The 14643-nt window shown below is 42.6% G+C and carries 12 protein-coding genes; 8 read left to right on the forward strand and 4 right to left on the reverse strand.

Going from position 1 to position 14643, the window contains the following annotated elements:
- Position 1: 1 nt before the first annotated feature.
- The 4 genes from Q8W40_RS18195 to Q8W40_RS18210 are packed head-to-tail and all read right to left on the reverse strand — an operon-like array spanning position 2 to position 5954.
- The gene (locus tag Q8W40_RS18195; RefSeq protein WP_305399186.1) at positions 2–1129 is read right to left on the reverse strand and encodes a hypothetical protein; all 1128 of its coding nucleotides are present in this window, start codon (positions 1127–1129) and stop codon (positions 2–4) included.
- Positions 1126–4890 carry a hypothetical protein gene (locus Q8W40_RS18200; protein WP_305399188.1) on the reverse strand — a complete coding sequence of 1255 codons (3765 nt, stop codon included), beginning with the start codon at positions 4888–4890 and terminating at the stop codon, positions 1126–1128. Before Q8W40_RS18200 ends, Q8W40_RS18195 begins: the two co-directional genes overlap by 4 nt.
- A complete protein-coding gene (locus Q8W40_RS18205) occupies positions 4891–5442 on the reverse strand; it encodes a DUF4123 domain-containing protein (protein ID WP_305399190.1) in 552 nt (183 codons plus the stop codon).
- A gap of 14 nt (positions 5443–5456) precedes the next feature.
- On the reverse strand, positions 5457–5954 hold the full coding sequence (locus tag Q8W40_RS18210) for a PAAR domain-containing protein (protein ID WP_305399192.1): 498 nt from the start codon (positions 5952–5954) through the stop codon (positions 5457–5459).
- Positions 5955–6303: 349 nt separating this feature from the next.
- Here Q8W40_RS18210 and Q8W40_RS18215 point away from each other — a divergent pair, with 349 nt between their 5' ends.
- The 8 genes from Q8W40_RS18215 (at position 6304) to thiD (ending at position 14574) form a co-directional block, all read left to right on the forward strand.
- Positions 6304–7188: a hypothetical protein gene (locus tag Q8W40_RS18215; RefSeq protein WP_305399193.1), complete on the forward strand. Its 885-nt coding sequence runs from the start codon at positions 6304–6306 to the stop codon at positions 7186–7188.
- Between the two features lie 133 nt (positions 7189–7321).
- Positions 7322–8317 carry a 3-oxoacyl-ACP synthase III family protein gene (locus Q8W40_RS18220; protein ID WP_305399195.1) on the forward strand — a complete coding sequence of 332 codons (996 nt, stop codon included), beginning with the start codon at positions 7322–7324 and terminating at the stop codon, positions 8315–8317.
- Positions 8314–9324, forward strand: coding sequence for an NAD-dependent epimerase/dehydratase family protein (locus Q8W40_RS18225; RefSeq protein ID WP_305399197.1), 1011 nt, complete (start codon positions 8314–8316; stop codon positions 9322–9324). Before Q8W40_RS18220 ends, Q8W40_RS18225 begins: the two co-directional genes overlap by 4 nt.
- The gene (locus Q8W40_RS18230; protein WP_305399198.1) at positions 9293–10156 is read left to right on the forward strand and encodes an MBL fold metallo-hydrolase; all 864 of its coding nucleotides are present in this window, start codon (positions 9293–9295) and stop codon (positions 10154–10156) included. The genes Q8W40_RS18225 and Q8W40_RS18230 overlap by 32 nt, the downstream gene beginning before the upstream one ends.
- Positions 10153–11412: a F390 synthetase-related protein gene (locus Q8W40_RS18235; protein ID WP_305399199.1), complete on the forward strand. Its 1260-nt coding sequence runs from the start codon at positions 10153–10155 to the stop codon at positions 11410–11412. Before Q8W40_RS18230 ends, Q8W40_RS18235 begins: the two co-directional genes overlap by 4 nt.
- Entirely contained in the window at positions 11402–12544 is a 1143-nt protein-coding gene (locus tag Q8W40_RS18240; protein WP_305399200.1) for a carboxylate--amine ligase, read from the forward strand. Before Q8W40_RS18235 ends, Q8W40_RS18240 begins: the two co-directional genes overlap by 11 nt.
- The gene (locus Q8W40_RS18245; RefSeq protein ID WP_305399202.1) at positions 12541–13614 is read left to right on the forward strand and encodes a GNAT family N-acetyltransferase; all 1074 of its coding nucleotides are present in this window, start codon (positions 12541–12543) and stop codon (positions 13612–13614) included. Before Q8W40_RS18240 ends, Q8W40_RS18245 begins: the two co-directional genes overlap by 4 nt.
- A gap of 150 nt (positions 13615–13764) precedes the next feature.
- Positions 13765–14574, forward strand: a complete 810-nt coding sequence (gene thiD / locus Q8W40_RS18250; protein ID WP_305399204.1) for a bifunctional hydroxymethylpyrimidine kinase/phosphomethylpyrimidine kinase — start codon at positions 13765–13767, stop codon at positions 14572–14574.
- The last annotated feature ends 69 nt before the right edge of the window (positions 14575–14643 follow it).

Below are 14643 nucleotides of genomic sequence, written 5' to 3' on the forward strand. Positions count from 1 at the left end.
TTTAAAGATATCTTCTAGGTTCAATTTCATCAATATAAATCACAGGTGTAGACTTGCTTTTCATTTCTTCAAATAAACTTTTAGCTTTATTAATCTCTTCTTCAGTGAATTTATCACCAGACTCAAGATATCTGTGTTCAAATTCCCAAATTCTTACTTTACCGCCATACTCATTTTTATAGGTATTTGAAAGCATAGAAAAAGCCAGACTATAAATGAGTTTATCTCTGTCATTTCTATAATTTTCGCCATAATAATCTAAGATAGCTAAGTCCTTATGCCCAACGAGTAACATATACTTTTCATAGATCTCTTTCTTATACTCATCAGAAAACTCTCGTTCACCATAGTGAAGCATTAAAATTGCACGAGGATAGTTATGATGCAACATAAACCTAATCAAATCACTCTCAATTTTTGTCCGCTCTATATCACTTGCATCATAATAAGGAAAGGCCACTTCCATTAATGGCCTGAAATAGTGATTTTTTGCACTTTCTATAACCGCTTCAACGGCTTCGTTAAAGTCTTCCTTAGAGTTCCAACCTCGATATCGGCTCAATGCAAAACGCGCTTTGTAGTCTCCATTGGCTGCTCGTTCTTCTAGCAGTTTTTCAGCAAGATCGCCCCACTCTTTACTGCAATGCCTGCCCATAAAACGTTGGCACTCTTCATTGTTGCTGTCTAATTTTAGAGCTGCATAAGGGTTACCTAGTTTGGCTGCCTTTTTAAATAAGGTCGCCCCATAGGTTCCTGAAAAAGCACCGGTGGAATAATTGATCTCTGCCAACCAAAACATGGCGGTGGTGTCACCAGCCATAACCAATGGCTCTAGAAGTTCTTGCGCTTCATCCCACCGCCCTTGCTGTACTGCCAGTAATGGCTTGTATAATTTGTCCCCTGGTCGGTAGGCACTAGAAATATATGGGTCTTTATTTGTAACTCCAACATATTCTCGACTATTTAGAAGCCTTGAGTAGACATGTGAGTTCTCTAACTGATTTATTTTAAATTCAGTTGGCAAATCCCTATAATATTTCCTACCATACATGAAAGCTAAAAATAGAAAAACAAATACAATAGTTGTAATGATTGTATTCATTACTATTTTTTTTATATTGTACTTCACGTGATTTCCTCCCAAGACTTATCCTCTCTATATATACTCCGAAGTGTATTACTCTTTTCTTTAACACTCTGCTTGCCATCTTCAGTTGATTTCTTTACAGCTCTGTAATGAATATTTCCATTTGCGTCTACGTATCTAAACAATGAAAAGCCTGAGCCTATAACTTTCATCGCGTTAGCCATATTTTTTTTAATAAATTTAGCATCTTCCTCAGCTACAATTATTACATTTTCACCTTCATCATTGAGAATATTTTTTTCAACCTCTATTGGAGATATAAATCTATCAATTCTCTGCCAACTGTCGGCCAACTTTTTCCATTGAAGTAAAGGCGCTTCATTTTCTTCCAAATTGGAGTCCATCCTTATAAGCGCTTCTTCTAATTGCCGACATACTTTGTGGTTATTCTCTTTGTTTGGTACCGAAGGTTTAATCCAGTCAAATAATTGAGCCAACGCTTTCGCCATATTTAGTTTTTCTAAAAATCTTTTCTTTTCCTCTTCAACGGATTCAAACCACCCCTTTTCTTTTGCGTTAATTAAGCAAGAAAACAGGTTACTTAGCGTCTCTGGGGGTAAATTTTTCACCCAAGCCTGTGTACCTTTTTGAGACTTATCCAAAATATGGCGAGCGATGGTGGGCGCATAATCTTCTTGTAGAATATCGAATTTGTAAGAGTTATAGGATGTGGCAGGGAGTAAAAGTACTTCACCTAATGTGAGCCCGAGGCAAACCGCTAGAGTTAGTTGTTGGTTCAGCTCCTCAAATGCCTCATTTTTACCGTGTTCGTCCTTTTCACCAAAGAATCGAATGTATCGGAAACCTGATTCTTTCAAAATACTCAGCAAGTGTGCGATAAATCGGTCGGCATTAATGGCGTTAAGTGCGAACGAGAACTTTCCTGAAACACCGGGACCACAGACCACTTTTGCCGCAGCAATGATGGTAAGCACGCCGTTATCCAGCACCAAACGAAATTCACCTGAAAAACCGATTCCGTAATTACCTGCTAACTGTGTGCCTACACTGCCGAGCTTTAATGTACTCCCTTTGTGTGCGACTCCTGAAATAGTCACTGTTGGTGGTCGCCAATAAACGTCGGCATTTATTTTCCCCCCAGCTTCAACGCCTGCAAAAAGATCAACCTTGGCAGCAGCCTGTGCAACACCTTTCGGGATTTTCATATTGGTATCATGCACTCTTGCTGAAGCATGGGCATTTACTTGCTCGTTGTAGCTCGCGACATTAAACGCTTGTCCTCGAACGCCAATATTTCCTTGCTCCGTCGTTGAAGGACCATAGGATAGCTGAGCAGACAGATTACAACTTGCACCTATTGTCCCATACACAGTGGCAGAAACCTTCATAAACAACTCACCGCCATCGAAAATCCTTTCTTCTACAGCATCTTGCTTAGGCAATTTGGCGATGTATGGAATACTTAATCGAATACCTTCAACATCTTTGGCGGGCTGTTTAGCATTGTTATTTAAAGGAAACCAAGTAGCAAAATGTAACTGACCGCTCAATAAATTGAGACGCATACCTATTGAGGCTCCACCAGTGAGGTCTCGGTTTACATTAACCCCTGTCACCTGCGTTGTAGGCAAGTTCAACGTAGCTTCAGTGCTAGAAGTAAATCGAAAAAACTGTGCTTGCGCATTGGCGATGTAGGCTGATTTCTCTTCATGCATACCGCCTTGCCAATGATAAGAATCCTGCCAGAACGCTTTTGACTCAAACTTGTCAATTTCTAATTTTAAGTTCAGTTTGGGTCCGGATAGCGATGACAAAGCTCCATTTTTTATTGCCTTTAAGGCATCTCCAAGCGTGAGCTCCGGAGCGAGTATAGGGTCTACAAGCCCGACCTTTTCTGTTACATCTTTTACGTGCCCTTTTGCTCTCGCTATTTCACTTTGCGAAGAAGGAATAAACCAGCTCGGTCCTCTTACCCAATATACGTTGCCGTCTGAAAGTAGAGAACATTCCACGACTTGTAAATCTGCTGCCCCAGAATCAGTCCGAAATAAACCTATACTCTTTCTACTTGCGACAAATTTTGTTTCATCCCATAAAACCTGGAATGTTTTTGGTACGGTATCTCGGTTCATTCTATCCAAGTAATGATTACTTAGCTCACAGCCCTCCTTTCCTGCTCGCTCTTTCGCCATATTCTTCAAGTTTTCTAGGCGAGCTTTTGCAATTGCTTTCACCCAAACAAATTCACTGAATATATCTGGAATTGTGGAAGCAGTACTTCCCCCTTGATTAGCAAGGACCGATCTTAAATCACCAAGCCACTCAGCCAATGTTGCATCAATGGTTTCGATAACCGCTAATGTCGGATAATAAGACCAGTTAACTTGTTTCGATTTCTCTTCAATTAGGTTCGAGCGTACTTGCGAGTCGACACCTCTTAGGCTTTGTAAGCCCAACTCCTGAGTTAGCGCCTCGCGAACATGTTGTTCATTTTCGATCTCAATCGGGACGGCTTTGTCTGAAAACCAAGCGTTTTCTCTATAATGTTTGTAGTAAGAAGAGTTGTTGAGGAAATTGGGTCCAAACTGAGTGCCACTCCCTCCAAACAGTTCATCTTTGGTAAGAATTTGCTCTTTGATAAGATAGCCATAAATATTGAGCTTATTCAGTGACTTAATAAATGAATGATACGCTCTTACTTTTTGAGGCATTCCACGAGTGATAGGTGTTTCACTAAAAATAAAATCGGCGGTTTCTTTCGCGTCTTCATTCCAGAACTTTTTGTATTTTATCAACGCAGTAGCGTGAGAATTTAAAGACATATCTTGGTCTTTGTAAGGCCTTCCTCGAAACAGTTGTTTTACTCTGGCTGCGATGTCCTTTTGTCTTTCACTGGTAAAGTATTTTAGGTTTGTGTCGTAGACAAATGCAGTTCCATCATCACTTTTTTTGGTTTTGGCGCTTCTTTCAGCTAGGTATTCCAACCTATCTATTTCATCTTCTAAGTGATCAACCAATTTTGCTTGTACACGCCAACGAGCTTTTTCAATTAGGCTGATTTTTTTCTCGTCCTCAGCAATCCAGTCTAATATTTGACCCACTGGTGGCGAAATGTAAGGAAGTGCTTTAAGAAAATACTGCTTTACATTTTCCCACGTAATGCTTCTGTCTAAAAAGCTGTCGTAATCCAACCCTTCTTCTTCAGCAATATAAATAACATAACCCGCTTCACCATTTTTAGCGTACTCCGCCGCCCCTGAACGCAATGCAACCAGCTTTCGAAGTACATCTCTATATCTTTCTTTGTCGTTAGCGCTTTCCAAAAAAGCTTCATGAGGTGCGGTTTGAAATTTTGATAGAAGACCAAGCTCATTCATTTTTGAGAGTGTTGCTTTAGAGTCTTTAGATACCGATTTACTAAGCAGATCTTGTTCTTTTTTTATGGCATCTTGTGCTTTTTGGGTAATCGCATACCAATATGGGTTTCCGTTACTCGGGTGGGCAGGTACATAGAGGATATCGACAAAGTCTGCCGTTTTTTCAGAACATATTTCATTACCACATGCGCGCTCTTCTGGTTCACCTGGAAGGGGAATACGTTTCTCCGCTTCACCAGCATTACCCGCTTCTACGGCTTCTTTTGTAAGTGAATAAAAATCTGAGTACTTGAGTTGGTTGCTGTTAAGCTCTTTTACAATATCGACACTTAAGCCAAACTTTCGAGAAATTAATGAAACTGGATCGTTATTTTCAATTACGCAAATGTCTTTTGTGATTTCCATTTATATCAATTCCAAAAAGTAGCTAGAATTTAAGTTCAATATTTCGTCATTTGAATTGGGTTTGTCGACCTCAGTCCCCTGATAAACCTTAAGCTCTTTATCCTCATTGACCCAACTTATGTATCGACAAGGTCCTAAAAGCATATCGATATCACTTTGGGCCATTTTTCCCAATGAAGAATTCCAGAACTTACTTGAATAGAACCGAAGCAACGTTTTCTTGCTGTCGATATTCACAACCATCAATGACTGGAGGTGTTTAAAAATACGATATGGTTCAACTTCAACATTTGCAGAAAATATGACGCTACTGGTGCAAAATGCAAAGTCGTTAAAAAGCTGCTCAGAAATTCCTTCTGCACCAAAGTATTGGAATATGACAGGGCTTTGTTCGCGAAATTCTTGAAGAGGACTTTCATCGTAGAGCTTAAAGGCTTCTGAAGTGGATTCATGGAGATAAATTTGTTCCTCAATATCAGGAACTCGAATTACGTCGACAACTATCCAGTGATTAAGGGCATCGTTTGCCATCAGTGCGTTGAGTTTATTCACTTACTTCCTCCAAACTAACAGCCATTGCCGCAATATGGGCAATGCCCGCCGGAAGAACGGTTGCAGAAAACAGCGGTCAGTTGGTCAGCCACTGCGAGTTCAACGAGCGTTTGTACACTTACCCACTCTCCTGCACTAGGCAACTCTCGGTTATCTTCCTCAGGACTACTATTGGTTTTTGAGGCTCCAGAAGCCCCACCGCCCCCCATTGGACCACTGGCTTTTTCCCCAATCAAAACCGTCGGGTTACCAGAAGCTACGGAGCCACCATGTGATGTGCCATCGCCCTGACGGGCTGCTGGTTTACCATTGATAAATACGCCAGAAGAGCCTGCGGCTATGCTGTCGGGAGGACCAACGCAGACACACATATCTCCTTGTCTCGCTGCTGGCATACCACCAACAAATACGTTAGGTGATCCAGCGGCAACTGGTCCCCCTACATGTGGAACTTTCCCCGTTACAGCAGGGCAAGTATGAGCCGATCCTACATGTGCAGCTGGTTTTCCCATTATTTTTCCTTCGCGCAGCCTACCGGAGAGCCATTAACCTTTTAATGTTAATAGACTCAATATGAAACTAACCACTTATTTAGCGCGCGAAAATAGCATAGAGGTACAAATCTCTCAATTAGATACACCGTTCCATATGGCAGTAGATTGATTTCTGCCGCATTTTTACACAGAAGGCTATAACTCTTTAATTCGAAAGATCTTATTGATAGATGTATGATGAAAGAGGATCTGAGTTTAGGAAAAAACTAGAACCCAAATAGCTCATTTTTTCTAATTTATTAACATTCGAGTACCCTAACGCTGGTTATAATACCTACCTATCTCCCATGTCTTCGGTAACACTTAAATGGAAAACTCTGCTGGCTCGGATCCAAAAAGCCCAATCCCTCTAACTTCATCTTCTGCGCAACTTTCGTCTTCCAAAAAGATATGGATAACGCTATTGGTTGTTGCTCTCACGGTACTTGGGTTTGTGCGTGTTACAGACGAGAAAGCTCATGAGATGGTGAACGAAAGTATGTTGGTGGCAGGGGCAAGTTTTGCTACCGCCCGTACGTTAGATGCGGCAATATCGCTTGTTAAAAGTGCTGAAGTTTCCGTGGGTGTGGCTTCCGTTACGCTGGGTCAGGTACTGAACCCTGTAAGTGATTTAATCGACAAATTTGCTTGGGTAATGACACTTGCTGTCGGCTCTTTGGCTTTGCAAAAAGTCCTGTTGATCATGATGTCTTCCCAGCTCGCCAACGCACTACTCGCCTTTTGTGCTTTGGGGTTATTGTTGTCCATTTGGTCACCCATAATGAAGAGCTACAAGAAACAATGGTTCTCGGTGTTTAAGTTTATGGTGCTGATCCGGTTTGCTGTGGTGATTTCCCTTGGCTTGAACATCATGGTGGACACGTTATTTTTGGACCAGCAAATTGAATCCAGAGCCACTTATATCGAAGAAGTCACCACACTTGTTCAACAAGCTTCTGACCCTTCTGCACTAGAAAAACCAACGGAAGATACCAGCTTCCTTGGTTCAGTAAAACAAGAATGGGAAAGCCTAACCGGTAAGCTACGCTCTCAAACCGAACGGCTTGACTTGATACAAAACAGCGTGGAAGATTCCATTATCAGCTTAATGGAGCTTATCGCTCTGTTCTTGTTAAAAACGGTTTTACTGCCGTTAAGTTTTTTAATCGCATTTAAAAACATCATTCTGAACAAATCTATTAAGTTCCTCTAAAAAGTGGAATAAATAACAACAAGTTACTGATAACTGTTATCTCTAATGATAATTTAAGTCTTTTAATTACTTTTATTTTGAACACTGTTTTATTAGTATTAAAAAATCTACAAACGGATAGTTGGACGACAAAATGGCTTTTAGGATTCTCTCTAGTGATGTGTATCTCCCCCAATACCCTTGGAGTGGAGATGATTTTGACCTCTACCTTGGATTAGAAAAAGGAACTTGTAGAAGTAAATTCGCTGTCGGTAAACGTTACATTGCCTCAGGTGAAGAAAGTGCTCTTTTCATGGCAACGAAAGCCGTAAAAGGTTGCTTAGAAGAGGCCGATATTTCGCTTAACGATATTGACCTTCTTATTTATGCCAGCGGTACCCACCACCAATCACTCCCTTACGATGCCGCCGCGGTACTGTCGCAATTGCAAGCACCCTCTTCCCTAGCCAGTTTCGATGTAAACAGCACGTGTTTGTCGTTTTTATCTGCACTTGATCTGGCAAATTGCTTATTTAAAGCCAATCGCCACCAGCGAATTTTGATTGTTTCAAGCGAGTTGGGTTCTGGTATTACTTTGAATAAATTCAAAAAGCCAAGGCCAGAGGTAGCAACTTTGTTTTCCGATGGCGCGGCGGCTTATTTGTTAGAAGCCAAGCCTGACGCCTATGGTTTTCACGGAGCGCTGTTTGAAACTCATCATGAAGGTTATCAATGCTGTCAAATTAAAGGTGGCGGCAGTAACGTGAACCCGCATAAAACCCCTTACGAGGATTACCTAGCTGCTTGCCAGTTTGAAATGGATGGTAAATCTCTGTTTCGCCATATTGTGAATGTCATGCCTAAATTTCTGCAACGCGGCTTGGCTCGGGCAGAGTTAACCAAAAGCGATATTGCCTTCTTCCTTCCGCATCAAGCCAGCTACCATGGGATGGTAAAACTGCCCAAATTAACGGGATTCGACGCTGAAAAAATCGTTAATAATTTCCATGAGCTAGGAAACCAAGTGGCCGCGTCACTTCCTATTAACCTTCACCTATTGCGAAACAAACACGCGGGTAGTGATAAAAAGGTGCTCATGGCTGGATCGGCGGCTGGTTTGTCTCTTGGAATGGGGGTCATCACACTATGAAGATTTTAGTCACGGGTGGGACGGGTATGCTTGGAAACGCCATTATTCGTTTGTACCACAAAAAACACGCCCTACGATTTTTAGGAAGAAACCCGAATATTGCCGCTTCACTCGAAGAGAATTACAACGCGTCGGCTTACCTCGGCGATTTGTCGGATAAAGAAATGTTGCGCCAAGCCTGTCATGGCGTCGATGCCATCATTCATTGTGCCGCCCTTTCAAGCCCATGGGGCACCTATGATGATTTTTACCAAGCCAACGTTTTGGGCACTCAAAACTTGCTTGATGCGGCTTTAAAAGAAAAGGTAAAAACCTTCATTCATATTTCCACCACCAGCGTGTATTTTGATGAAAGCGATCGCTGGGCAATAAAAGAATCAGACCCTGTCGCCAATCCGTTTTGCAACGACTACGCCAAAACAAAATATCAAGCCGAGCAATTAGTTCAATCAGCGCCTACCGACATGAAAAGTATCATCTTAAGACCACGTGGGATTTTTGGCCCCAACGACCGAGCCATTGTGCCTAGAATCATGAAGGCAATTCGAGGAAATACACTGCTCATGCCTTCTAGCCGGAACCCTATTTTGGATCTTACTTATGTAGATAACGTCGCTGATGCCGCCATTCTGGCTTGCGAGCATGCCAAGAATGTTGAATCAGGTTCCATTTTGAATATCAGTAACGACGAACCTAAACCCGTTTTGGATATTCTACATAGCCTATTTCAACAAAGCTCAAGTCACCAAGGAAGCAATAACAGCATCAACATAAAAGGTCTTCCGTATTCATGGCTTTTACCTATTTTGACCGCCAATGAGTGGATAAGAGCAAAATTACCTAATAGACCAGAACCAAAAATAACGCGTTATTCTGCCGGGTTATTCCACTACCACCAAACCTTGGATATTAGCCGAGCGAAAGAATTGCTTGGCTATAAACCACACGTATCAATAGAAGAAGGGATTCAGCGTTATGTCATCTGGTCTAAAAATCAAACTGTTTGAAGGTGGGCACTGCGTTCACCCAGGTTTTGTTGTTAAACCCGGTAGTGGCATTAAACCCAGAGCCTTTCCTGCTGCAGTTGCCGCTATCCATCACCCTACGCACGGCTACATGCTCTTTGATACGGGTTACCACGAGGCGTTTTTTGAACGAACTCGCCCATTCCCAGAACGTTTTTACGCGTGGACGACGCCTTGTCATTTTCATCAAGGTGACGGTATTTTGGAGCAACTAAACAAGGAAGGCATAAGTAAGACCGACATCAAGCATGTAGTGTTGTCGCATTTTCATGCCGACCACATTGCTGCAATTTGCGAGTTCGCCTCTGCCGATATTCATTGCCACCCCGATGGTTTAAACGCGCTGACTCAGTCAAGCCGAGTTGGCGGCGTCCGAAAGGGCTATTTAAAAAAGCTTCTTCCTGATTCGGTAAAAAATAACATTCGTACCCATTCAAACATCACACAACCAATAGGCAATGTGTTACCAGAAGCAAACGACATTGACCTTCAATGCCAAGATTTATTTGGCGATGGGTTGTTATTCTTAGTTTATCTTCCTGGGCATGCTGCTGGGCAAGTCGGTTTATTGACAAAACTCTGCAATAACTGGGTTTTCTTGTTGGCAGATGCTTGCTGGCTTATTGAAAGTTTGTCTGAGAATGTCGATCAACACTGGCTAGCCAATATGCTATGCGACGATGTTGGCGCGTATAAACGAACGCTGAACGAGCTCCGTAAGTGTTACCAACAACTAAATCACATAGTTGAATTTGTGCCTTCACATTGCTCCGACACCATTGACCGATTAAAAGAAAAGGGGTGGATGTCATGATCACCTTGTTGAATAATTTTATCAAAGCGCGCTATTCACGCTTTCAATCTCGCGAGCAAGTGAATGCGTGGCAACAGCAACAAATTCAGGCGCACTTAGACTGGGTATGTGAGCATTCCCCATTATACCGTGGGCTTAAAGGGCTCCCGTTGGAAGCGTTTCCCATTATCAATAAATCCTTCATGATGGAAAATCTTTCACGAATTAACACCCGAGGGTTGGATGGTGAGGAATTGATGGAGCGAGCGCTCACTTGCGAATCTACACGCCAATTTAGTGAATCTCGTGTTGGAGATGTGACGGTTGGGCTGTCTTCTGGCACTTCAGGACAGCGTGGGCTCTTTCTTGCCGACAGCAAAGAAAGGCAAATGTGGGCGGGCAATATCCTTGGTAAGCTTTTACCCAATGTTTGGCAAAAACATCGAGTTGCCTTAGCGCTGCGAGCAAATAGCCCACTTTATACCACCGTTAACCGGGGACCTATCCAGTTCTTTTTTGCGGACCTGATGAAGCCCACTCACGAGTGGATGAAAGCATTGGATGATTTCCAGCCCACGTTGCTCATTGGAAGTGCCCAAGCCTTGCAGCTTTGTGCCGAATTCAGCGGCAGTTTTGGATCTCCTGCAATCTCACCGCAACGCATTATTTCAGGTGCAGAGGTGTTAACCCCAGCTGATAGACATTTCATTCAAGAGAGATTCAAAGGTGAGCTTCATGAAGTGTATCAGTGCACAGAAGGGTTTCTGGCTTGCACCGATAGCCATGGACAAATGCGCTGGAATCAAGACATTGTTCATATCGAAAAGCATTGGCTGAACCAAGAAAGAACCCACTATAGCCCTATCATTACCGATTTTAGGCGACGAACTCAGCCTATTATTCGCTACCAACTGGACGATATTATTGAAGTAAAAGAAGATGGTGGTGTATTCGAACCGATTGGATCAATAGCTGGGCGGTGCGGCGATAAACTTTTGCTTACTCGAAACCAATTTCCAGCACATGTTCTGCCAGATCTTATCTATCGGGCCATCACATTAACCATCGCAGATCGGGTCGACTACCGAATTGTTCAAACCGATCTCAATGAGTTAACAGTCGAAGCACTGCCTCAATGGCATCACAAAATAAAAGCGGCATTAGTGGAGCTATTTAAATCACTGCAGTTAGATGACGTAACCATTGAATTTGGTCACGCACCAGAGTGGACCCCTTCCAATAAGCAAAGACGTGTGGTCAACCTATATGCAAAATAATCCAATGCGTTTTCTTGTTACAGGAGCACGCGCCCCCGTCGCCTTTGAATGGGCTCAAACATTACTAAAACAAGGACACCAAGTTTACCTTTCGGATTGCACACGATTTCCGCTAGCTCGATACACTAAAGGCGTATCCGGTTACATTAAAACCCCTGCCCCAAAAACCGATTTTAGTGGGTATCGCGCGGCTATTTTGGAAGCCATTGACCACTTTGATATTCAAGTGGTGATCCCAACTTGTGAAGAAGTGTTTTACTTAGCCAAATTCATCAATGAGCGACCAAATGTGAATGGTTTTATACCTCCGCCCGACTTGCTTTATGCACTGCACAACAAAAAAGACGTTTTTGGTTTGCTAGAAAATCTGCCTAGTGTAAAGCTCCCTACAACCCAATTGATCACCGACAAAAAGCAAATCGATATCGATTCTAATTCAATTCTTAAACCGATTTATTCGCGCTTTGGCACGGACATCATCCGTGACATTAGTATTGAAGCGATCTCTTCGATTGAGGTATCCAAGCAATATCCTTGGATACAGCAGCAAAAACTGTCGGGATCACCTCTGTGCCTTTACGCTATTTTTGAGCATGGAAAACTCATCGAACATCAATGTTACTTACCCAAATATTGCTTAAATCATTCCGCCGCGACCTATTTCGAGCCCACGGAAGACGCCAGAATTTCTCAGTTTATCGAAGCGTTTGGCATTCAGCACAACTACCATGGACAAGCCTCGTTTGATTTCATGGAACATAACGGTGATATCTATGTGATTGAGTGCAACCCAAGAGCAACCAGCGGTTTACACCTTGTTGGGGATCTTCTTTTGTGGAACAAAGACGAATTCATCTCAAAGAGAACATCAGCGTTGAATTCCCCTCAAGTGAGTGCAAAACATTTAGGTGGGGTAATGTTGATTTGTGATGGGTTGAAATCATTGTTCAACAAAAAAAGCTGGAGTGATTTCCTAAACACCCCCTCAGCCATTCCTGTTTCTCAAGTGCCCATCACTGTATATGGTACAGCACTTGGATTCATGGAGCTTCTCTACAACGCAAAAAAGCAGGATCTAAGCCTATCAGCAGCGACAACCTTCGACATAGAGTGGAATGGCGAATCTGAATGAATAGCTCAAATGACTGGCATAGAAAGTTTTCAAACCTGCTCCCCAATGAAGCGCCAATAGACAAGTGTTGGGCTAAATTCGCATGTTTAGAAATAGACGGCGTCGTCATTCCGAGTACAGTTAGCCAACCTATCGCGAATAACTGCTATGCCGTATCCCCTTTATCGCTTATTTCTGGTTATGCGGAAGATGAGCTTCCAAAAGTAAAAAACGCGTTTGCTCAAATACTATGTCGGTTCATGATCAAAGCCGTGGTTATGCCCTTAAAGCTTGCCAAATTAGATGAAGTTCAAACGCTAAACAACCAGTGCTTATCGACCAATATGTACAGTTCATCTTGGCGCACCATATCGCTTCAAAAAATTCGTGATGCTGCGTTAAAGCTTGCGCCGAGACAAGCCCTTTTACTGCGATCACTCAATCCATTTCAACATCTCAGTATTATTGAGAATGCAAAGAACGACGGTTGGGTACCAATCGCCACTAGGCAAGTTTATTTGCACTGCGATTGGGATAATTTCAAACTTACACCCGACATAAAAAGAGACAAAAAGTTACTTATAGAGGCTGGTTGGGAATTTAGAGCACTTGAATCTAAGCAAGAATGTGAACGGGCTAAAACCCTTTATGATGCCTTATATTTAGATAAGTACAGCGAGCACAATATCAAATTTACTGCCCAATATCTGTACCGAATGAGTCAAGAAGATCTAGTTCAGCTACAAGGGCTTTTTTACCAAGGAAGAATGGTTGCAGCGCTTGGGATGGTTATTATTGATGGAGACATGACTTGCCCTATTTTTGGGTACGACACATCACTCCCCACTAAATTAGCCTTGTATCGCCGTTTGTCCATTTTCACCATAGAATACGCCAAGTCGCATAACCTTAACTTCAATATGAGTTCTGGCGCACCGCGCTTTAAAACACATCGAGGAGCAAAACCAGAAATTGAATACAGCTACGTTTACACCAAGCATCTAACATGGTTTCAACGTGGTATTTGGCGGTTGCTGTCCGTTTTAACGCAAACTTTCTACAAGCCTTTATTGCAAAAATATCGCTTGTAGCTAGCTAGCGTAACCGGCATTAAAAAGACAACGCCATTTATCCAACTTGTGAGTCAACCCCCTATTCACTTTTAACCCTTCCGATTTATATTGGTGAATGCACTAAATTCGTCAGTTAACGTGCGCATTGATCTCTTTATAGGAGTCACCATGTTCAAATCAGCCACACCCATCGTGCTCACCATTGCCGGTTCAGACAGCAGTGGGGGCGCAGGGATTCAAGCCGACATCAAAACCATCTCGGTAACCGGAAGCTATGCATGTTCAGTGGTCACTGCGCTGACGGCACAAAATACACATGGTGTGGCAAGTGTGCATTCTGTGCCTGCTGAATTTGTTGCGCAGCAGTTGGATGCCGTTTTTTCCGACCTAAACATCGTTGCGATAAAAGTAGGGATGCTCTGCAACGAAGACATCATTTATGCCGTTGCTGATCAACTTAGAGCGTACAACCCTAAATTTCTCGTCGTTGATCCTGTCATGGTCGCCACCAGTGGCGATACGTTATTGGAAAGCAAAGCGGTTGATGCACTTAAGAAAGAGCTGTTCCCATTAGCCACCTTGATTACCCCAAACCTTCCTGAAGCCATGGTCTTAACGAATACCAAACTCCCTTCAAATGAAGACGAAATGCTGACCTTAGCCGATGCTTTAAAACTATCTGGTGCGCGTAATGCGTTATTGAAAGGAGGTCACTTAAAAGAGGATGAAAGCAGCACAGATTTATTGATAACGCCCGAAAGAGTGTTTCGATACAGTGCTAAACGCCATTCAACTAACAATACGCACGGTACAGGCTGCACATTATCATCGGCTATCGCATCTTACCTAGCGCAAGGGCACGCCCTAGAAAAATCCGTTAGCATGGCAAAGCATTACATTACAAAAGCAATCGCTCATTCAGATGAGTTAGAAGTAGGTACGGGCTCGGGACCTGTTCATCACTTCTATACTGATTAAGTTGATATGAGAAGATCTTGTATTAAAAAAAATGAGCAAAAAAAAGCCCGCTAGGACAGCGGGCAATTT

Origin of the sequence: Vibrio penaeicida (genome assembly GCF_030689305.1) — a bacterium.
GTDB classification, from domain to species: domain Bacteria; phylum Pseudomonadota; class Gammaproteobacteria; order Enterobacterales; family Vibrionaceae; genus Vibrio; species Vibrio penaeicida_B.